The organism is Psychrobacillus syltrankelensis (assembly GCF_055454035.1).
Genome location: NZ_CM144227.1, coordinates 1,426,180 through 1,445,464, shown reverse-complemented (window position 1 = coordinate 1,445,464; position 19,285 = coordinate 1,426,180). Strand labels below are relative to the sequence as shown.

Below are 19,285 nucleotides of genomic sequence, written 5' to 3'. Positions count from 1 at the left end.
CATGTGAAGTGGAGGTGGCGCTTATGGGGCAATGGGAACGTTTTTTAGAGCCTTACAAGCAAGCAGTTTCTGAATTGAAAATTAAGCTAAAAGGAATGCGCTCACAATTCGAAATTGAAAATACCAATTCTCCCATAGAATTTGTAACAGGGAGAGTAAAACCATTAGCGAGTATTTACGATAAATCACTTGGAAAAGGAATTGTTTTTGAACCTTCAGAGACTTTAGCAAAAGAAATTCCAGATATTGCTGGTTTACGAATGATGTGCCAATTCGTTGATGATATCGAGACAGTCGTGAAATTGTTACGAGCTAGAAAAGATTTAACAGTTGTCGAAGTGCGAGATTATATTTCAAATAAAAAGCAAAGTGGATATAGATCTTATCATATGATTATTGAATATCCTGTTCAAACTATACACGGTGAGATAAATATTTTAGCAGAAATACAAATCCGTACGCTTGCGATGAACTTTTGGGCTTCAATCGAGCATTCGTTAAACTATAAATATAAAGGCATTTTTCCAGAAGAAATAAAAAAAAGACTACAATATGCTGCTGAAGCAGCATTTCGGTTAGACGAGGAAATGTCTCTAATACGTGGAGAAATACAAGACGCACAGAAATACTTTAGTGCTAACAAAGAATTGTCCACCCCACGGATACATGAAAGTAAAACGGAAGAGAGGCGCGGACTTTGAAATTTTTCATACAGTCTCGAAATGATGAATTATCTAATAAGTTAATGCAGAGTGCCAAAGCGTATTTAGTGGACTTTGGTCTAATTTTAGATGAAGAAAATCCGGATATTGTATTATCCATTGGTGGAGACGGTACCCTCTTACATGCATTTCATAAGTACAAGCATTTGGCATCATCTGTTGCATTTGTTGGTATTCATACTGGTCATTTAGGTTTCTACGCCGACTGGAAACCTGCTGAAATTGAAAAATTAGTTATTAGTATTGCAAAAAAAGAGTACGAGGTGATTAAATATCCTTTACTTGAAGTGACTATTAACTATCGTCATGGGGAAGACAGTTCTGTTTATCTTGCGTTAAATGAGTCAACAGTAAAATCTCCTGATGTAACTTTAGTAATGGATGTAGAACTGAATGGAACCCATTTCGAGCGTTTTAGAGGGGATGGACTATGTATGTCCACCCCCACAGGTAGTACTGCGTATAATAAAGCTTTAGGCGGAGCCATTGTACATCCGTCCTTAGAAGCAATGCAATTAGCAGAAATCGCTTCTATAAATAATCGGGTGTTTCGTACAGTTGGATCTCCTTTAGTTTTACCAAAGCATCATTCTTGCTTGTTAAAGCCAGTAAAAGGACCAGACTTTATGGTAACGGTGGATCATTTGCAATTATTACATAAAGACGTCCAGTCTATTATGTACCGAGTTGCAAATGAAAAAATTCGTTTTGCCAGATTTAGAGCATTTCCATTCTGGACAAGAGTGCACGATTCATTTATAGATAGTGATCTTGAAAAATGAAAAACAAACGAGTAACTTTATCTTTTGAAATGAAAGAACATAACGTTGTATTACGAGATGCCATAAGAAAATATGGTATCTCTAAAAAAGCGTTGACAAGTATAAAATTTGATGGTGGTAACATTCTTGTTAACGGGGAAGAAAGAACGGTTAGACATATTCTAGAAATAGGGGATGTCGTTACAATTACTTTTCCAAACGAAAAGAAAAGTGAAGGATTGGTTGCAGAAAAAGGAGAATTTCCTATCCTTTTTGAGGATGAACATTTACTAATACTTTCGAAAAAAGCTGGTATAAGTACAATTCCTTCCAGGGAGCATCCAAATGGCACGATTGCAAATTATGTAGCTGGTTATTTGATGGAAAGCGGACTAACTTCGACTGTTCATATAGTGACGAGACTAGACAAAGATACTTCGGGTCTTATCTGTATTGCAAAACATCGTCATGCGCATCATTTGTTAAGTAAGATGCAGAAATCACGTGAAATTTTTCGGACATATGAAGCAATTGTTCATGGTCATCTCAAAGAAGATCAGCTGACTATTGATGCTCCAATTGGTCGTAAAGATGGTAGCATTATTGAACGAATAATTTCACCAGATGGAAAAACTGCTAAAACAACCGTTGAAGTAATAAAAAGGTTATCTATTCAAGGAGATAAAATAACACATGTTAGATTAAAGCTCCATACTGGCCGAACACATCAAATACGAGTGCATATGAAATCTATTGGTCATCCACTTATAGGAGACGATTTATACGGAGGATCTCACTTGTTGATCAAGAGACAAGCTTTGCATGCGAAAGAATTAGGATTTGTCCATCCTTTTACAAATGAAGTGATTCAGATTCAAGCAGCTTTTCCTCAAGATATGTCTGAAATATTATATGAAAACTACTAAATCATCCATTAAAACTGGTGAATTTAGTAGTTTTTTTTGAGAGATTGTATACGAAATGGAAATAATAGAAATCCAGTATTCATAATGACTGGAATTGTTTTTTATTGGTGACTACGTTAAGAAGGATTTCCTATATGTTTTTATTTTTACTGTCTACAGTATATATGAATAAGTGGCCAGATGATTAGAGTTGGTGGAACCTAAAAAAGTAGATTGTATCTATTCATAAAAAAACGCTTAGCGGACGAAATTGCATCTTCGTCCGCTTTTATATGTATAGGAAAGGATTCATTCTCTCATTATCCAAACCTAATTCATTATGTCTTTACCAATTCAAGAAGGCGACGGACAAACATCCGCCACAAAAATTCACATGATAATAGTGTAGCAAATGTTTCGTACAAAGACTCTATAGATTCTTATTGTTTTCCACTATATGCGAACGCTTTCCAGGGGGATGCGGCTTGATTTGCTGGAGCCGCCGCCTTCAGCTCCAATCAACAATCAAAAAAGGAAAGGATACACTTCTCCCTATTAATGAACTGGTCGAAGAGTTTCAACACTTATTGGCCAACCGATTCCTGCTGAGTCAGGGCTTTAATTTCCCAGGGAATAATTAGAGAGACAGACTTCATTTTTCTTTTACTGGATCTCTAAAAGATTGATTTAATATAGAAGGAAATTCTTCTCAAATACTTGTTTTAGCTTTTCTTCTGGTTGCTTAATCGGAATAAACCCCATACAATAAATAAGGATAACCGCGGAAAGGAGTGAGAAACGTGAAAGAAGAAATGGATCAGCTACAATTAGAAGAGTCGCACTTAATTGAATTTTTAAGTAATGATTCAATGGATGAATTTAGAGAAGAATTTATGCAGCTTCACCCATATGACCAATCGTTATTTTTTGAAAAGGTGGAGCCAGATATACGAAAGAAAATCTTTCACTACCTCTCTCCTAAGGAAATGGCGGAGCTTTTTGAAGCGACAAAGTTTGATGAAGAACATTATGAATATTATTTAAAAGAAATGGATACAACTTACGCTGCTGATATGCTTTCTTATATGTATGCGGATAATGCAGTGGACGTTTTAAACGAGTTAGGGAAAGACCAAGTAGCCAGTTATTTAAGTATAATGGATGAGGAATCTGCACAGGAAATAAAAGACCTTTTACATTACGAAGAATATACTGCTGGTTCTATCATGACAACAGAATATGTAGCGATTCCAGAAAACTCAACGTGTCGTTCTGCAATGACCATTTTACGAAACGAAGCACCAAATGCAGAGACGATTTATTATCTATTTGTGGTAAATGAATCACATCAACTAACGGGAGTAATATCATTACGTGATTTAATAATCGCGGAAGAAGATACCCTTATAAAAGACATTATGAATGAACGTGTAGTAAGTATTTTAGTGAGTGAGGATCAAGAAGAAGTAGCACGAACAATTAAAGATTATAATTTTCTTGCAGTACCCGTTGTTGATTTTGAACAACATCTACTCGGAATTGTAACAGTTGATGACATTATCGATGTTTTAGACGAAGAAGCATCGGATGATTACTCTAAACTTGCTGGGGTATCTGACATGGATACATTTGATAAAAGTCCGTTTCAAGCTGCAAAAAAGAGGTTGCCATGGCTTATCATCTTATTATTTTTAGGGATGATGACGGCAAATCTTATGAGTATTTTTACGGCTACTTTATCAAAAGTAGCATTGCTTGCTGTTTTTATTCCTTTAATATCTGGGACTGCAGGAAATAGTGGGACACAATCTTTAGCTGTAGCTATTCGTGGTATTGCAACAGGTGATATTGAAGAGGAAAGTAAAATAAAATTATTATTACGTGAGGCTGGAACAGGTTTAATCACTGGTTTATTATGTGCAATAATCGTCGTGGGGATTGTTTTCTTTTGGCAACATGACTTGGTAATTGGGTTATTAGTTGGAGCGGCACTTCTAGGTTCTATTTTTGTTGCAACAATTGGTGGTTCGTTTATTCCATTATTAATTCACCGTATGAAAATAGATCCAGCGGTCGCATCTGGTCCTTTTATTACTACAATTAATGATGTTATTAGTATTTTAATATACCTTGGACTTGCAACATTATTTATCTCTTCTATATCATGAATAGGCTTTTTTCACACATTTAACTAAAGGTGCATAAAGTAAAGGAAAAAGGATGTGTCTGTGAATTCTTTCAATGATCCTTTACTTTATATAAAAGGTCCACCTGTTTTTCACCTATATCCGATACAGTCTAATATACAGATGGAGGCTGTGATGGATGCAGGTCTTGAGGTATCACCAATGGAGGTACCAGTAGAAGTACTAGACGAAAGCACATCGATATATGAAATACGTAGCAGTATGTCCAAGAAAACTCTCGCAATATTAGATAAGCTAATTTTTCTAGCAAAACCATTTCAACGAAGAGCATATCGTCCGCTTGTTTTTCATATTGCAGGAGGAGTCTATCTTCAAGGTGAGGTTGAGAAAGTAGATGATGAATTTGTGACTTTTGCCGTTGGGTCAGGAGAATCGATTACTTATCGAGTTGATCAAGTTGATAAAATCGTTTGGCGAGGTACAGAAATGAAGTGAATCTCGAAAACTATCCTTTGTGGATAGTTTTTTTTGCAAAAATAAAATCATGTTAATAGTTATTCCATTTAAAAGGTTGATTTCCTCTCCAGATGACTCAATCTATGTGGGAAGCATCAATCTGCTCCCCTTGCTTCTGTTCAAGCTCGGCGCAGAAAATATTTTGCTTCTGCGCGCGATGCTTAGGTCTTGATTTGCTTGCTAATAACCAAGCAGTCTTTGTCTTTTTGCTCCAACAGGGCAAACAAGGTAGGTAATATGCTTCGTCGAAATAATGAGCTGATGCTCTCATTTGTTTACAATATGGCTAGCGGAAGTAGAGAGAATAGGCAGTATCGAATTGACAAGGAAGCTAAGCCGCGGACGAAATTGTATCTTTGTCCGCTTTTAAAAAAGTAGGACAGGATATTATCTTTCATTATCTAAACGAAACCCACCTTGACTTTAATAAATTGAAGAGGAAGTCACAACTTCCGCAAGATTACTCTAAGGGTAATAATGTAGCCAATGTTTCTTAAGAGAAAAACATATACGAAATCCTGCTTAACGTAGTAACCAATAAAAAGCATATTAAGTCGATGTGAATACTGGAATCAGCTAGTGTGCATAGGACTATTTATAATTGCTTCGAAGATAGAAGTCATTTATATCCGAACATTCAGTAGAGACCTATATTCTACCCGGTTTCACAAAATTTCACTAAAATATATAAAATGCTATAGCATCAATTATTTTATTTGATTGGAGTGAAAGGTGGCGACTCCAGACGGAGGCCAACAGGATGTTGGTCACGAAGGCGTCGTCACACGATGTGGCGCTCTTAGCCTCAGTTCCTCGAAGACAGATGAAACATCACATCGTACCCGATAAGGGCGGTGATGGTTCATCGCTCACCACGCAGAACGCGTCCACCTGAAACGGAAATCCCCGGTATTTTTTCTTTCAAGTTTGATGAACACTAGCTTCACAGGTAGAACACCATACATCGAATATGGGGAAAAGTGGGAGTGTAGTTGATGTTTTGTCCTAAGCACTCTGGAAAAGGTGAAAACTAGAGCACTTAAAGGACGTTGCATTTTCTTATGTATAAAGACCTTAGTGACATTTCGGTACAAAGTAAAACCGTCCGGGTAATTCCCGAACGGAGTAGACACTGCAAGGGGGAAACGATTAGTCACATACATCTAAAAATACGTCTGCTACACATTCAATAGCGCAGAAACAGTTTAAGTCAACTGTGATACAGCTACCTGTTAGTCTAAAGTTTCTTACATCACATAGTCTTCTTAAATTTAATTTAGTTCCATCTGCATTCAATAAATCGACTTCACGTCTTTCACTATTAAGTGGTTCTAGAACACGTAAAGTTGCACAACAACTATCAAAAATATCTTCTACTCGGAAAAATACAGAAATACAATCGTTATCACAAACATCTCTGTCGCGGAAAAACGCTTTGAATGGAGTACCATCTTCCGTTAGTAGCATAAAAACTCGGGTGTCCGCTTGGTGACGACGAGCAGGACTAACAAGTCCTCCAAGAGGTTCTAAAAAACAATTTGTTGGACAAAAATCACAATCATTAGATACCGCTTGGTCTTGAATATCTTTAATTGCTCGAACAACATCGCAAACACAACGATTGTTATTTTGTACTTCCGCTACGTCTTCAATTCTTCCACATCCCATTAATTTTCACCTCCTCTTTCTCTCTTTCTAATTTATGTAGCTTCACCATTAAGGGAAGGGCAAATATCTCAAATGCCTTCGTATATTTCATTTTTGAATGCTCATACTAACTCGAAAAGGAGCAATTATCTGATGAAAAAAATTGTTTGGTGGTCAATTCCTTTCGTCCTTTTAACTTCATGTTCAAATAATGTGGCTCAAGAAATATATCCGAAAAATGATGTGCCGGAAATTGTACAAGTATTGAATGATAATAAGTCGATTAACGGATACAAAAGCATTACAGATAAAAATGATGTTATCGTTGCAATTGATATTCGAAGAATGAGCAGATTTAGTAAAGAAAAAATCGAGAATAAAATAAAGAAACAATTAGAAGAAAAGTTTCCGGAAAAAGATGTTCTTGTTACAGGGGATTTAAAAATAAGATGGGAAGTTGAAAAAATAATAAAAGAAAAGATGCAAACAGATAAACTAAAAAAATCAATTGATCAAATAAAATCACTGTCAAAGGAAGCGACGTAATGGATCAAAAGCAAATCGATAAAATTGTCGATAACCAAACACCAAAAGCACCACTTTTCGCGAATATTTTAAAAGCTTTTTTTGTAGGAGGAATAATTTGTACAATTGGACAAATTATCACTTTATTTTATATACGTTTTTTCCCATTTACTGAACGTACAGCTGCGAATCCTACAGTGGCAACTATGGTATTCATTGCCATGCTTCTAACTGGTACCGGGTTATATAAAAAAATTTCTCAATTTGGCGGCGCAGGGTCGGCGGTACCTGTAACTGGATTCGGCAATGCGGTTATTTCCGCGTCAATCGAACATAAGTCAGAAGGGTACGTACTAGGCATTGGAGGAAATATGTTCAAGCTAGCCGGTTCTGTCATTGTTTTTGGAGTACTTTCTGCTTTTATTGTTGCATTAATTAAAACAATTTTAGTGAAAATGGGAGTGATCTCGTGGTAAATACTGTCGGAACTATACAATTTAAGGGGAATCCAAGTATTGCCAGCGCAGCTGTTATTGTCGGCCCAATGGAAAAAGATAGCCCATTTGCCGACTCGTTTGATGAAGTTTTACCATTAGAGAATGAAAAAGATGAGACATTTGAACAAGGAAATAGTAGGTTTATTGAAAAAGCTTGTGCTTTAGCAATTCGCAAGGGTAACGAGCAAATGGAAAACATTGATGTATTTATCGGAGGAGATTTGATAAATCAACTATCTCCTACTAATTTTGCTGCACGCCAATTGGCTATTCCTTTTTTGGGAGTATTTTCTGCTTGTGCTAGTTCAATGGAATCGGTTATTCTCGGATGCCTTTTAATAGAATCAGGCAATGCATCATCTGTATTAGCTGGAGCCTCTAGTCATCATCCAGCAGTAGAAAGACAGTTTAGATATCCAAATGAATATGGCTCTCAAAAACCGGGAACTGCCCAATGGACTGTAACTGCAGCAGGTTTTGCTTTATTGCAAAAACAAGTGCAAAACGCACCTATTATTTCACATGCAACAATTGGAAGAGTAGTGGATGGCGGCCAAACAAATCCATTACATATGGGTGCTGCCATGGCACCTGCTGCAAGAGATACTATCGAAAGACATTTAATGAATACAAACAGTAGGATGGCGGATTATGATGTTATTATGACAGGTGATCTAGGAAAAATTGGGTTGTCAATTTTAAGAGAAATGTTTCAAGATGAAAATAGTGGAGTAATTTTACAAGATGCTGGAGCACAATTCTATGGAGAAAACACTTTTTTTAATTCTGGGGCAAGTGGTGCAGGATGTTCCGCTGCAGTTTTTTTTAGTCATATGTATAAACAATTAAAAAATGGTGTATATAACCGCGTATTACTTGTCGCAACTGGTGCACTATTATCACCTTTGACTTTTCAACAAGGAGAAACAATCCCTTGTATTGCTCACGCCATTGAATGCCGTATGGAAAAGAGAGGATAATATGATTTCTTCATTGATTATTTCATTTATTGTCGGGGGCCTTATTTGTGTTATAGGGCAGATTTTAATGGATGCATTCAAGCTCACACCAGCGCATACATTATGTATATTGGTTGTAAGCGGTTCAGTTTTAGCAGGGCTTGGATTATATGAGCGTTTAATTGATTTTGCAGGAGCAGGTGCAACGATTCCAATTACATCATTTGGAAATTCATTGACCCAAGGAGCATTAGTAGAAGCGGAAAAACATGGTCTAATAGGTGTATTAACAGGAATGTTCGAAGTTACAAGCTCGGGTATTAGCGCAGCTATATTATTTGGAGTAATTGGTGCATTTATCTTTCAGAAACGTAATACTACTTACTAGTTGTTTTGCCCTTTTTTCCTTCTTGACTTTGCATACAATAAGTCTATGAGGAGAGGAGGGAAAGAGTATGTATGGCTACTGTGGTGGAGGATATCCTGGTTATGGACCTGGACCTGGTTATGGCTATGGCCGAAGCTCAACTTTTGTGTTAATCGTTGTATTATTTATATTATTAATCATTGTCGGTAGAAGCTTTCTCCCTTAAACCATGATAATCAAAATGTGAGGGGGAAAATAAATGCAAAATTCATTTTTTAAAGCAATTGAAAATAAAACAGGTGTTTCAATGGAAGAACTTTTTACGCTTGCCAATACGGTCTCATCTGCAGATTTTACGGATGAAGATCAAGTTCGTAAAATTGTACGTAAAGTTGGAAAAGTTGCAAAGAAACCAGTTTCCAAAGAGCTAGAAGATGAGCTTACAAAATCCATATTACAAAAAGGAAACTCGTTAAGTCTAACTGACATTGAAAAATTATTGTAAACTAAATATTTTTTTGGGGTTTCACTAGAGGAGGTAAAGGGTATTAGTTTTTAAAAACTAGGAGGTGGAGAAAATGGGTTATATAATTCCAGTTCAACCAATTCAGTCTAAAAATTATGCAAATCGTTTGTTAATGGATGATTATAATTTTGCTTTTATTAATAATATTAATGGTATAAGAATGAAATCAATATTTGATGAACGTCTTGCTGATCAACAAAGGCAACTTGAAGATAATAAAGAGGAGCAACTACTAAATCCTGAAGAACCATCTTTCCCACCACTGTTTAAAAGCTTTATCCAGCCAAATCCAGTAAATTTATCACCTGATATCGCAAAAATTAACGGTAAAGGAAACACAATAAACTTTTATATCTAGTTAAAAAATGTCGATATTTTCATCGACATTTTTTTTATATTTAAAGTATTACATTCCAGACAAACAAACAAAGGTCCAACAACCTTGATATAAGATTGATGGACCGAAAAATATTAAATTAATACAATTTTAATGGAAATTAAAAGGTTTTAGCATTTATTTCTTCTTTTCAGTGCTAGTTTTTTTATGCTCAGTGTTTTTTTTGTTACCACTGCCTTTTTTATGAACGTTCTCTTTTTTGTTGGATTCATCCTCAATGGTTCTTTCAGGTACAGATTTTTTTTGGCCAGGACTTACCTCTTGTTTTTTATGACTATCCTTTTTTTCGATAATTTCTTTTTTATTACCAGCTTCATTATTTTCACTATCATTAGAGTCCCTTTTATGTGGGGGTTCTTTTTTGTCGCCAGCACTTTTCTTGTGTAATGATTCTTTTTCAGTTAAGTCAGTAAGATTATGATTATTACTTTTCTTTTGGTGATGGCCCTTTTTTGATTTTTGAATACCTTCCGACAAAAGCGGTTCATTTTCATTTTTGTTATTTTCTTTTTCCGTCAAAACTTTTCACTACTTTCTATAATGTTATGTCATTATTACAGACTATGTAAAATAGTGTTATTCTGTTCAATTAATAAGTGTTTTTTGGAAATATTTATTTGCTTTTGAAGTCATTTCAGCAAAATGTAAGAGAGCTTAAACAATTATATTAATGTGGGCGTTTAACCAATGCTTTGACAAGTCAAGTTACATATAAATATTAAGATACTATAAAAGGGGGTTAGGAAAAATGAATAAAAAGATGCTACTTTCTCTAGTAGATAAGGTTATTAAGGTAGATAGAGGTGGTCCAGAATCTCGTGTTGGTATGCTATTATCTGCAGCGGATGATCACTTTACTTTGTTAACAGAAGATGATGGAATTGTTTATTATAATACACAGCATGTGAAGAGCCTAACGTATAATACGAAAAATCAAGTAGATTTTAACCTTGAAATTCCAAAAGACTTTGATTTCATAAAAGCAAATGATTTCAAAGGAATTTTGGATGAATTAACACTACATTGGGTAAAAATTAATCGTGGTGGACCAGAAACACTAGAGGGTGTTATGGACTGTGTTTCGGATGATTTTGTAATAATAGTAGCAAATGAAGAAATTATTAGGGTTTCGTTGTTCCATATTCGTAATATAAGCTATGGTGTAAAAGTTGAAAAAACAAAGGAACCTAAAAACAAGAAGTCCAATGAAAAAGAAAACAAAGAAGGAAAAGAAAACAAAGAAGGAAAAGAAAACAAAGAAGGAAAAGAAAACAAAGAAGGAAAAGAAAACAAAGAAGGAAAAGAAAACAAAGAAGGAAAAGAGAACAAAGAAGGAAAAGAAAATAAAGAAGGAATAGAAAAAAAGGAAAAAGAAGAAAAGTAATATAATAGTGAAGAAGAGAGAAAAAGAGACTGAATAGCTAGGTAGGCATTCGTCGCTTTATGGATATGAGCGACGAATATTCTAGGAAGGAGGATCCAAATCTTGCTAGGGGAAAACTTTAGGGGAGTATTATGCGCTCATAAGAATATGAAGATAGGTATTTATCTGAGTGACAATCAATTTGTAGAAGGAATATTGTTTGATGTCAAACAAGACCATCTAGTTGTTGAAGTGAATCGGAAAATAATATATTTGTCAATAAATAATATCCAAGCCCTTTCTAAAAATGCTAAAGAGTTTCGTGTTTTTCCAAGACTTTGTGATTACATCGATAGAAATGACTTAACAGATGTATTTATAACTCTAAGATACAATTGGGTCACCATTAATAGTCTAAGAAATGATGCATTAAATGGTGTTCTAACTACGATATTGCAAGATCACATTATCTTAATTAATAGTAAGGAATTACTTTTTATTCCCAAATCATATATTTCAGATATTTATGGCCATTTATCGATAGATGATATTCATATACTAAATAACAAAGAGCAACTTAATATTCAACAGATATATAAAGCTAACATAAATAAAACATTAGAAACAAAAGAGTATTGCCTGGAAAGTAGTCAAGAAAAAGTTCATCAGGACTACGTTTTTCCTATGAACAATGAGTTAGAAGTGCAGCTCGACCCTTTACTGGAGGAGGGAAAACTAGGTCATCAATTAGAGAGACAAGTTGGCATTAGTAATATTGAGACCTCAATTAATGATGATAGTAAAGTTAATATAGAACCCCACGAATCTAATTTTGGCTCCATTATTAGTACTGACCCGAATTCAACTCATAATAATGACGAGCCAGTGGATCAGGTAGCCTTCTTTCAACTAGAGGAAACAGAGGATGTAAAGATAGATGTACAAACTACCATTTATAATAATGAAATGATCGTGGAAGAGCTCATCACAAATTCCACTGCAATAATTGAAAAAAATTTATTACAATTGGATACATCTGATTCCGTAGAGAGTAATGAAGAATTTATTCAAAAAATTAATTCAAAAGAACAAGAAACTTTAAAAGATAATAGTTCTTCGAAAGAAGAGCAATTAATACAGGGAGATACTCGACTAAAGCACAGAGAAAAAAGAATACTACTTACTGCTTGGAGTGCCTTAAATAGTGATCAATCTACAATTCCGATCTCCAAAAAATCCAATTCAAATAGTGAAAATCGAGATCAACAAGGAAACCTAACTAAGATCGAAGAAATTTTGGAAAATGAATTAACTAATAAAAATAAAAATATCACTAGCAATAAACAGAAAGATGTCGATGAAGATTCGTCATTGAATGAAGAAACAACGCTTGCTGAAAAAAAAATCCTTCCTAGACCTGTAAAACAATTAAGTGTAAAAGAAAAAAGAGAAATGTTAGAGAAGCAATATTTTGCATTAATGAAATATGCAGCAAATAAAGCCCAAAAACTAATTTGGTTAGAGCAACAATCTGTTCGAAAAAATTCTTTTCATTATCCGAAGTTTAAACAAAGCAAAAATAATATAGAGCATAGCGAATTACCTATAACACTAAAAAAATATACAATGCATCAATCAACAATATCAAACGAAGAAGCTGAAATGATGGAAAAACAGTATTATTCATTAATGATGCATGCGGCAAAGATGTATTATCAGGTAAGAGAACATCAACTAGAAATAAAGGAGATGTGACCTTGAATAAGATTATTCAAAGCCTTATTAAGGAAGTAGTTGATATAGAAATTTCAGGAAAGAAACTAATTAATGGAACTATTATTGATTTGGGGAGTGACATATTGGTACTTTTTAATGGTGCAAATTTTATGTACATCCCTTTAAATCATATTCAAAGTTTAAGCGTACGAAGTAAAACTGAATTCGATATTCTTGAACCTATAGAGTTTCCAAGTATTATTGGAGATGAAGGTAAAGAAGAATTATCTTTAAAAGAAGTTCTTACTCAAGCTAAAGCAAATAATGTTGAAATTTTTGTAACAAATGATAAACCACTTCATGGTTATATAATGCAGATCATGGATAACTATTTTGAATTTTTTTCTCCTATATATAAGACGATGTATATTTCTATAAAACATCTAAAGTGGCTAATTCCTTATTCTCCAAATGAAAAACCATATGGTATAGAATACAAAAATCATCCATTACAGATAAGTAATGAACTGTTGGCTAGCACATTTGAATCCCAAATTGAAAATTTAAAAGATACAGTTGTAGTATTAAATTTAGGAGGTAGTAAAGGTCACATAGGAAAAATTAATAATGTACATGAGCATATTATGGAAATTCAAGAAGCAAGATCACATTCGGTGTTTCTAAACTTAGATCATATTAAAACTCTGCACAAAGTATAAACTAATATTTAGCTCTTCAAAACTAAATAATAGAAGCATGGAATTTTTCATGCTTCTTGAAAATTAATCTCAAGAACCAAATACATAAAATCGCCTTTCCGTTATGGAAGGCGATTTATTTTATACAAGAATATATTTTCACGTATATGGACATACACCTCGATTCTCGTAGTTCGAAATGAATATACATACAAAGAAACGGACAAACATAAAAAAGAGAGGAAATGGTATATGTATGAGTTTTCAAGTTGGAGTCGCCAGTTTGGTGTTCCTAACAACAATGTTGGTAATATTTTGGAGACCAAGAGGAATTAACGAGGCATGGCCAGCATCAATTGGTGCAGTAATTATCTTACTAGCAGGAATTGTATCATTAAATGATGTTGTAGACATCACTGGTAAAATTGGTGGGGCTTCAATTACTATAATGGCAACTGTTGTAATGGCAGTTATATTAGAGAGTTTTGGTTTTTTCAACTGGGCAGCTGCAAGAATAATAGGTTTGGCAAAGGGGTCAGGATACCGACTCTATTGGTATATTCAGTTGTTATGCTTTTTAATGACATTATTATTTAATAACGATGGAAGTATATTAATAACAACTCCTATATTAATAATGCTTTTAAAAAACATGGGGATAAAACCTCATCAACAAATACCGTATTTATTGAGTGGCGCATTAATTGCAACTGCTTCAAGTACACCTATTGGTGTTAGTAATATAGTTAACTTAATCGCCTTAAATATTGTAGAAATGTCACTTTGGATGCACACTGCAATGATGTTTGTTCCTGCTACACTTGGATTAATGTTCATGTCTTACTTGATGTATTTAGTTGTAAAGAAAAAACTACCAAAAACATTACCAGTTTCAGTTATTGATATAGAAGAATCTTTTTTCTTAAAAAATTTTCATCCATTGAAAACGAAAATCTCCGTTGAAACAAAACGAAAACGAACTAAATTTATGTTAAAGATATTGCTATTCGTCTTTGTTACTCGAAGTTTACTTTTTGTTGCATCTTATATGAACATTCCAATTGAAATTGTTGCAGTTCTTGGCTCTGTAGTCCTGCTATGTTGGAGGTGGTACCATCTACGAACTAACCCTGTTGACATTTTGAAGAAGACTCCTTGGCACATTCTAATTTTTGCTTTCTCAATGTATGTGATTATTTATGGCTTGCATAATGTTGGCCTTACAGCATTATTAGTGCAATTGTGTGAACCAATTGTAAACCAAGGGTTATTTCAAGCTAGTTTTATCATGGGAGGATTAGTATCGCTACTTTCTAATCTTTTTAATAATCACCCGGCTTTAATGATAGGAACGATTACTTTAACAAAAATGGGGTTAGATCCAATAACTTTAAAAACCATCTATCTAGCAAATATTATTGGAAGCGACATGGGGTCATTGCTATTACCTATTGGTACACTGGCTTCTCTTATTTGGATGCATATACTAAGGAAAAATAAGATAAAAATCACATGGAAAGACTATTTAAGTGTTACATTAATCGTCATACCATTTACAGTAATTGTAACGCTTACGTTTTTATATTTTTGGGTACAATTGGTTTTTGTAAATTAAATCTCGAAATATAAAAGTGATATATAGTAGGTATGTTAGGAAATCTTCAATTAGTTTGATTTCCTACATATTTATATTTTACAGAGTATGTGTTATCAAAATTCAAATTAAAATTTAGAAAAAAATAAAAGAATCCATTATTAAAAAACCTTATTCCCTAGTAAGAATCTTGTAAAAGTAAGGGAGTTTAAGATGTTGATAATAAGAATCCTCATGCTATCAATGATTAACCTTCCAGATGTTATAATAATACAATCCTATAACTATTAGTATAGGATAAAGAATAAAAAAAACATGAATCAACCAACATTAGTTGAGTGCACATATTGCTATATAAAACATCTAAGTCATTTTTTCAAAGTCTTTCTCTCTATATATATGTTGTTCTAACAAGAAAGGTTACAATTTTATATTAACTTTTATTACACATCAGCAATATATATAACAAGTGAGATGATTAAAATACAATCATCTCACTTGTTTCATCTAATTCAAGGGCTTCTCCATTGCCCTATGTGGTATACCAGCTTCTAAAAACTCGGGGGATGTAATCGAATAGCTTCTTTTCTCATAAAATGGAATGGCATAACTTTGAGAATTCAATTTGAGCTTCTTGTAGCCATTTAATTGGGCATATTCTTCCATACATTGCATGATTAAATTACCTAAATTTTTTCCTCGAAATTCGGGAAGAATACATACACGTTCTATTTTCCCTATAAAAGGTTCTGCCGTTCTAATTCTTCCTGCTCCAAATGGTATTTCATTATCATAAGCAACAAAATGAATAGCTTCCTGATCATATTCATCCAGTTCTAAATGTAGAGGAACATCTTGTTCCTCTACGAAAACTTTTCTTCTAATAGATACAGCATCCTGATATTCTTTCTCTGTTTCCACAATTTTTGCATTAACCAATTATTACTCAGCTCCAGACAATCTAAATGTTTCATAAACAGTCCAAGAACCGTCTTCAAGTTGATAAAGCAGATGAAGTCGATCAATTTCTTCTTCAAATTCCGCTCCAATCATTTTTAACTGTGGATAAATGTCATCATGTTCACTAGAATTCATTTTTTGAGCAATTGTTATATGGGGTACAAATGCATAATTTTCTGTGTCGTTAAATTCTATGGCATTTAAGTCACCACGTAAAGCCATCAATTCATCAGTTGGTTCTACTTTAAAATAAATTGCATTTGTTACAGGAGCAAATGAACTTACTTTAGCAGTTTTTAATGTAAATGGTTTATGATCTTTCACAACTTCAGCAATTTTTTCAGCAATTGTTTTGATTTCATTTTCATCGGCTTCAAATACACCTTTAACTGTCATATGAGGTGTAATCAGTGAGTAGTGCGGGTCATAACGCTTTCTGTAAGAATTAGCGAAGTCCTGAACTTTTTTTGATGGGAAAGCAACAATACCGTATTTCATTTTTCATTACCTCCTCTTATTTTTATAGCAGATTACATTAACATTATACCATTTACAAGCTGAAATTTCTTTTGAGTGATCTTTTCATATCTGGTTGCCATAGCTTCCAAGTATGATCTCCTTCTAATTCGTCATAAAATGTCGAAAATCCTTTTTTTAATAACAAATTGTGCAATTCTCTATTTGGTGTAACAAAATCAGTAATTAATCCATCACCTGTTTTGACGGAAGTCTCTTCTTTTCCAATTACATGATATAAAGAAAATCCATGTATTTCTTTATGATTTTCAACTTGAGACAATACGTATTCATTTATCATTGGAGAATGTAAAATAACTTTTCCAAATGTATTAGGATATTGAAGTGCTGTTAATAATGATACAGTGGCAGCAAGAGAGTCTCCAATTAAAGCTCGCCCCATACCAATTTGATACGTTGGATAATTTGCATCAATGTAAGGAACAAGTTCCTGTGCCAAGAACCTTATATAAGCTTGATGTTTTTGTCCATCTGGATGATACTTTTCTCTTCGATCATTTACATTTTTATAAGGAATACCTACAATTATTAAATTCTCTATTTCCTTTTCTTCATATAACTCATCCGTTACACGAGAAATCCTGCCTAATTGAAAATAGTCTTTTCCATCATTTGCGATAAGTACACTGTATTTATATAATGGAGAATAATTTGGTGGTAAGTAAATAAGTAGTTGCATTTCTTCTTGAAGAGCTTCGCTAAAAAGTGTCAAATCTTGTACAATTCCACGGTTCATATAGTTCCTCCTAGAAAGTAATCATGTTGTATAGAAATTGTAACATATACATGATCAGAGGTATAATGAACACCAATTAAGAATTCAAAAGCGACTGTTACTCGAATAAGTAACAAAGAAAAACTTTCAAATAAAGGAGATTATCAATTTGGATAGACAAACATCAAGAGTTCATTCGAGAACCGTAGAGAAGGCTGCTAATGATGCGTTACTTCGGAGAGGTGTTACCATTGAAGAAATAGCTAAAATCGTTTATGAAATGCAAATTCCATACAATAAAGGACTTACTTTGGAACACTGTATTGAATCGATTAAAAGTGTATTGAAAAAAAGGGAAATGCAGCATGCAATTCTTGTTGGGGTAGAATTAGATGAGCTTGCAGAGAAAAAGCTATTATCAGAACCATTGCAACAAATTGTAGAAGCAGACGAAGGATTATTTGGAGTAGATGAAACAATCGCTTTAGGATCAGTGTATACGTATGGAAGTATTGCTGTAACTACATTTGGACATTTGGATAAAAATAAAATTGGGATTATTTCAAAACTGGATACAAAAACCGGTGGTGGAGTTCATACCTTTTTAGATGACTTAGTAGGAAGTATTGCAGCATGTGCCGCTTCTCGACTAGCTCATCGTACCAGAGATTTAGAAGAAGCAAATGAAACCTTTGAAGATATTCCACCAGAAGAAACTGCACCAGAAACAAATATTAAAGGTGCGCGAACATAAGGAGAACTAAATAAGAGAAGCCCTAAGTTTTTATTTAAATACTTGGGGTTTTTTAAATCTAAATTTATCATATCAAAGAGAGATTGTAAGCTACCTAGAAAATTTTTATAACATAGAAAGGTGAGAAAATGAGGATGCATACAATTGAATTACCTTTTGCTTATCGTTTTGATGAAGCAATTACAAGATTAGCTATAGATCCATTAAATACGGTAGATATAAACAAACAATTAGTAAAAGTTCCTTTAGAGGATTCGATAATAACGATTCAAAGTGTTGGATCATTTCTTGAACCTAAATTCCAACTTTCGGGAATCAAATCGAATGAACAGATTCAACGCATTTCATCCATTTTTCATTTTGATCGTAGTTTAGAATCAGTCAATGATCACTTTTCCAAAACAAACTTAAAAAATTTATTTAGCAAATTTGTGGGAACACCGATTATTACCGATTATTCTTTATATGCGAATCTAATTAAAAGTATCATCCATCAACAATTGAATTTATCTTTTGCAAGAACTTTAACTACAAGATTTGTTCAAACATTTGGCGAACGAGTGGATGATGTATGGTTTTTTCCTACAGCAGAGAAAATAGCAGTGATAGATGTCGAAACCCTTCGAAGTATGCAATTTAGTTCCAGAAAAGCCGAGTATATTATAGGGGTGTCGAAAGCAATAGCGTGTGGAGAGTTAAATTTAGAAGCATTAAGTCTAGAAACGGATGAAAATATTATAAAAAAATTAACTACATATAGAGGAATTGGTCCTTGGACAGCGGAAAGTTTTTTACTGTTTGGACTTGGTAGAAATAATTTATTTCCAGTTGCAGATGTAGGACTCCAAAACTCATTAAAACAACTTTGGAAATTGGAGAAAAAGCCCACCAAAGAAGAAATAGAAATCCATTTCGAAGCTTGGTCTCCATTTCTAAGTTATGCAGCATTGTACTTATGGAGAAATATTGAATAAAAAAA

22 protein-coding genes and 1 pseudogene are annotated in these 19,285 nt (G+C 33.8%); 18 read left to right on the top strand and 5 right to left on the bottom strand.

Annotation, left to right across the window (positions count from 1 at the left end):
• Window positions 1-23: 23 nt before the first annotated feature.
• The 5 genes from yjbM (at window position 24) to ACTSKG_RS07245 (ending at window position 5,030) form a co-directional block, all read left to right on the top strand.
• Entirely contained in the window at window positions 24-701 is a 678-nt protein-coding gene (yjbM, locus tag ACTSKG_RS07265; RefSeq protein WP_464757475.1) for a GTP diphosphokinase, read from the top strand.
• Window positions 698-1,504 (top strand): NAD kinase, encoded by an 807-nt coding sequence (locus ACTSKG_RS07260; protein ID WP_464757474.1) that lies wholly within the window; start codon window positions 698-700, stop codon window positions 1,502-1,504. The genes yjbM and ACTSKG_RS07260 overlap by 4 nt, the downstream gene beginning before the upstream one ends.
• Window positions 1,501-2,409, top strand: coding sequence for an RluA family pseudouridine synthase (locus ACTSKG_RS07255; RefSeq protein ID WP_464757473.1), 909 nt, complete (start codon window positions 1,501-1,503; stop codon window positions 2,407-2,409). The genes ACTSKG_RS07260 and ACTSKG_RS07255 overlap by 4 nt, the downstream gene beginning before the upstream one ends.
• Before the next feature lie 791 nt (window positions 2,410-3,200).
• On the top strand, window positions 3,201-4,556 hold the full coding sequence (mgtE, locus tag ACTSKG_RS07250; RefSeq protein WP_464757989.1) for a magnesium transporter: 1,356 nt from the start codon (window positions 3,201-3,203) through the stop codon (window positions 4,554-4,556).
• Window positions 4,557-4,616: 60 nt separating this feature from the next.
• The gene (locus tag ACTSKG_RS07245) at window positions 4,617-5,030 is read left to right on the top strand and encodes a hypothetical protein (RefSeq protein WP_464757472.1); all 414 of its coding nucleotides are present in this window, start codon (window positions 4,617-4,619) and stop codon (window positions 5,028-5,030) included.
• Between the two features lie 1,170 nt (window positions 5,031-6,200).
• Here the strand turns inward: ACTSKG_RS07245 and ACTSKG_RS07240 are convergent.
• Window positions 6,201-6,719 carry a CotY/CotZ family spore coat protein gene (locus tag ACTSKG_RS07240; protein ID WP_464757471.1) on the bottom strand — a complete coding sequence of 173 codons (519 nt, stop codon included), beginning with the start codon at window positions 6,717-6,719 and terminating at the stop codon, window positions 6,201-6,203.
• A gap of 132 nt (window positions 6,720-6,851) precedes the next feature.
• On the opposite strand from ACTSKG_RS07240, the gene ACTSKG_RS07235 reads away from it, so the two are divergent.
• The 7 genes and pseudogenes from ACTSKG_RS07235 to ACTSKG_RS07205 all read left to right on the top strand — a co-directional run bounded on the left by ACTSKG_RS07235 (window position 6,852) and on the right by ACTSKG_RS07205 (window position 9,930).
• Window positions 6,852-7,244, top strand: a complete 393-nt coding sequence (locus tag ACTSKG_RS07235) for a YhcN/YlaJ family sporulation lipoprotein (protein ID WP_464757470.1) — start codon at window positions 6,852-6,854, stop codon at window positions 7,242-7,244.
• Window positions 7,244-7,699, top strand: coding sequence for a stage V sporulation protein AC (spoVAC, locus tag ACTSKG_RS07230; protein ID WP_464757469.1), 456 nt, complete (start codon window positions 7,244-7,246; stop codon window positions 7,697-7,699). Before ACTSKG_RS07235 ends, spoVAC begins: the two co-directional genes overlap by 1 nt.
• A gap of 68 nt (window positions 7,700-7,767) precedes the next feature.
• The gene (locus ACTSKG_RS07225) at window positions 7,768-8,700 is read left to right on the top strand and encodes a stage V sporulation protein AD (protein ID WP_464757988.1); all 933 of its coding nucleotides are present in this window, start codon (window positions 7,768-7,770) and stop codon (window positions 8,698-8,700) included.
• 1 nt (window position 8,701) lies between these two features.
• Window positions 8,702-9,067, top strand: a complete 366-nt coding sequence (gene spoVAE, locus ACTSKG_RS07220; RefSeq protein ID WP_464757468.1) for a stage V sporulation protein AE — start codon at window positions 8,702-8,704, stop codon at window positions 9,065-9,067.
• Between the two features lie 130 nt (window positions 9,068-9,197).
• Window positions 9,198-9,272 (top strand): annotated as a pseudogene (locus tag ACTSKG_RS07215) (YjcZ family sporulation protein); the annotation flags it as partial.
• A gap of 33 nt (window positions 9,273-9,305) precedes the next feature.
• A complete protein-coding gene (locus ACTSKG_RS07210; protein ID WP_464757467.1) occupies window positions 9,306-9,551 on the top strand; it encodes a stage VI sporulation protein F in 246 nt (81 codons plus the stop codon).
• Window positions 9,552-9,624: 73 nt separating this feature from the next.
• Window positions 9,625-9,930: a hypothetical protein gene (locus ACTSKG_RS07205; RefSeq protein ID WP_464757466.1), complete on the top strand. Its 306-nt coding sequence runs from the start codon at window positions 9,625-9,627 to the stop codon at window positions 9,928-9,930.
• A 156-nt stretch (window positions 9,931-10,086) separates the two neighbouring features.
• Here the strand turns inward: ACTSKG_RS07205 and ACTSKG_RS07200 are convergent, their stop codons facing one another.
• Window positions 10,087-10,488, bottom strand: a complete 402-nt coding sequence (locus ACTSKG_RS07200) for a hypothetical protein (protein WP_464757465.1) — start codon at window positions 10,486-10,488, stop codon at window positions 10,087-10,089.
• A gap of 229 nt (window positions 10,489-10,717) precedes the next feature.
• On the opposite strand from ACTSKG_RS07200, the gene ACTSKG_RS07195 reads away from it, so the two are divergent.
• The 4 genes from ACTSKG_RS07195 (at window position 10,718) to ACTSKG_RS07180 (ending at window position 15,361) form a co-directional block, all read left to right on the top strand.
• A complete protein-coding gene (locus ACTSKG_RS07195; protein WP_464757464.1) occupies window positions 10,718-11,353 on the top strand; it encodes a hypothetical protein in 636 nt (211 codons plus the stop codon).
• Between the two features lie 102 nt (window positions 11,354-11,455).
• Complete coding sequence (locus ACTSKG_RS07190; protein WP_464757463.1) at window positions 11,456-13,087, top strand: hypothetical protein; 1,632 nt, start codon at window positions 11,456-11,458, stop codon at window positions 13,085-13,087.
• A 2-nt stretch (window positions 13,088-13,089) separates the two neighbouring features.
• Window positions 13,090-13,767: a DUF2642 domain-containing protein gene (locus ACTSKG_RS07185; protein ID WP_464757462.1), complete on the top strand. Its 678-nt coding sequence runs from the start codon at window positions 13,090-13,092 to the stop codon at window positions 13,765-13,767.
• A gap of 235 nt (window positions 13,768-14,002) precedes the next feature.
• The gene (locus ACTSKG_RS07180) at window positions 14,003-15,361 is read left to right on the top strand and encodes an arsenic transporter (RefSeq protein WP_464757461.1); all 1,359 of its coding nucleotides are present in this window, start codon (window positions 14,003-14,005) and stop codon (window positions 15,359-15,361) included.
• A 486-nt stretch (window positions 15,362-15,847) separates the two neighbouring features.
• On the opposite strand, the gene ACTSKG_RS07175 is transcribed toward ACTSKG_RS07180, so the two are convergent.
• The 3 genes from ACTSKG_RS07175 to ACTSKG_RS07165 are packed head-to-tail and all read right to left on the bottom strand — an operon-like array spanning window position 15,848 to window position 17,573.
• The gene (locus ACTSKG_RS07175) at window positions 15,848-16,279 is read right to left on the bottom strand and encodes a GNAT family N-acetyltransferase (RefSeq protein WP_464757460.1); all 432 of its coding nucleotides are present in this window, start codon (window positions 16,277-16,279) and stop codon (window positions 15,848-15,850) included.
• Between the two features lie 3 nt (window positions 16,280-16,282).
• Window positions 16,283-16,798, bottom strand: coding sequence for a YjcG family protein (locus ACTSKG_RS07170; protein ID WP_464757459.1), 516 nt, complete (start codon window positions 16,796-16,798; stop codon window positions 16,283-16,285).
• Window positions 16,799-16,850: 52 nt separating this feature from the next.
• Window positions 16,851-17,573 (bottom strand): alpha/beta hydrolase, encoded by a 723-nt coding sequence (locus tag ACTSKG_RS07165; RefSeq protein ID WP_464757458.1) that lies wholly within the window; start codon window positions 17,571-17,573, stop codon window positions 16,851-16,853.
• A gap of 148 nt (window positions 17,574-17,721) precedes the next feature.
• Here ACTSKG_RS07165 and ACTSKG_RS07160 point away from each other — a divergent pair, with 148 nt between their 5' ends.
• Window positions 17,722-18,306 carry a phosphatidylglycerophosphatase A family protein gene (locus ACTSKG_RS07160; RefSeq protein ID WP_464757457.1) on the top strand — a complete coding sequence of 195 codons (585 nt, stop codon included), beginning with the start codon at window positions 17,722-17,724 and terminating at the stop codon, window positions 18,304-18,306.
• A gap of 128 nt (window positions 18,307-18,434) precedes the next feature.
• Window positions 18,435-19,280, top strand: coding sequence for a DNA-3-methyladenine glycosylase family protein (locus ACTSKG_RS07155; protein ID WP_464757456.1), 846 nt, complete (start codon window positions 18,435-18,437; stop codon window positions 19,278-19,280).
• Window positions 19,281-19,285: the final 5 nt, after the last annotated feature.

Excerpts from the sequence above, each read along its gene's own strand:
- yjbM (WP_464757475.1), top strand. The coding sequence starts at position 24 with ATGGGGCAATGGGAACGTTTTTTAGAGCCTTACAAGCAAGCAGTTTCT.
- ACTSKG_RS07255 (WP_464757473.1), top strand. The coding sequence starts at position 1,501 with ATGAAAAACAAACGAGTAACTTTATCTTTTGAAATGAAAGAACATAAC.
- mgtE (WP_464757989.1), top strand. The coding sequence starts at position 3,201 with ATGGATCAGCTACAATTAGAAGAGTCGCACTTAATTGAATTTTTAAGT.
- ACTSKG_RS07240 (WP_464757471.1), bottom strand. The coding sequence starts at position 6,719 with ATGGGATGTGGAAGAATTGAAGACGTAGCGGAAGTACAAAATAACAAT.
- ACTSKG_RS07235 (WP_464757470.1), top strand. The coding sequence starts at position 6,852 with ATGAAAAAAATTGTTTGGTGGTCAATTCCTTTCGTCCTTTTAACTTCA.
- spoVAC (WP_464757469.1), top strand. The coding sequence starts at position 7,244 with ATGGATCAAAAGCAAATCGATAAAATTGTCGATAACCAAACACCAAAA.
- ACTSKG_RS07225 (WP_464757988.1), top strand. The coding sequence starts at position 7,768 with ATGGAAAAAGATAGCCCATTTGCCGACTCGTTTGATGAAGTTTTACCA.
- spoVAE (WP_464757468.1), top strand. The coding sequence starts at position 8,702 with ATGATTTCTTCATTGATTATTTCATTTATTGTCGGGGGCCTTATTTGT.
- ACTSKG_RS07210 (WP_464757467.1), top strand. The coding sequence starts at position 9,306 with ATGCAAAATTCATTTTTTAAAGCAATTGAAAATAAAACAGGTGTTTCA.
- ACTSKG_RS07205 (WP_464757466.1), top strand. The coding sequence starts at position 9,625 with ATGGGTTATATAATTCCAGTTCAACCAATTCAGTCTAAAAATTATGCA.
- ACTSKG_RS07195 (WP_464757464.1), top strand. The coding sequence starts at position 10,718 with ATGAATAAAAAGATGCTACTTTCTCTAGTAGATAAGGTTATTAAGGTA.
- ACTSKG_RS07180 (WP_464757461.1), top strand. The coding sequence starts at position 14,003 with ATGAGTTTTCAAGTTGGAGTCGCCAGTTTGGTGTTCCTAACAACAATG.
- ACTSKG_RS07170 (WP_464757459.1), bottom strand. The coding sequence starts at position 16,798 with ATGAAATACGGTATTGTTGCTTTCCCATCAAAAAAAGTTCAGGACTTC.
- ACTSKG_RS07165 (WP_464757458.1), bottom strand. The coding sequence starts at position 17,573 with ATGAACCGTGGAATTGTACAAGATTTGACACTTTTTAGCGAAGCTCTT.
- ACTSKG_RS07155 (WP_464757456.1), top strand. The coding sequence starts at position 18,435 with ATGAGGATGCATACAATTGAATTACCTTTTGCTTATCGTTTTGATGAA.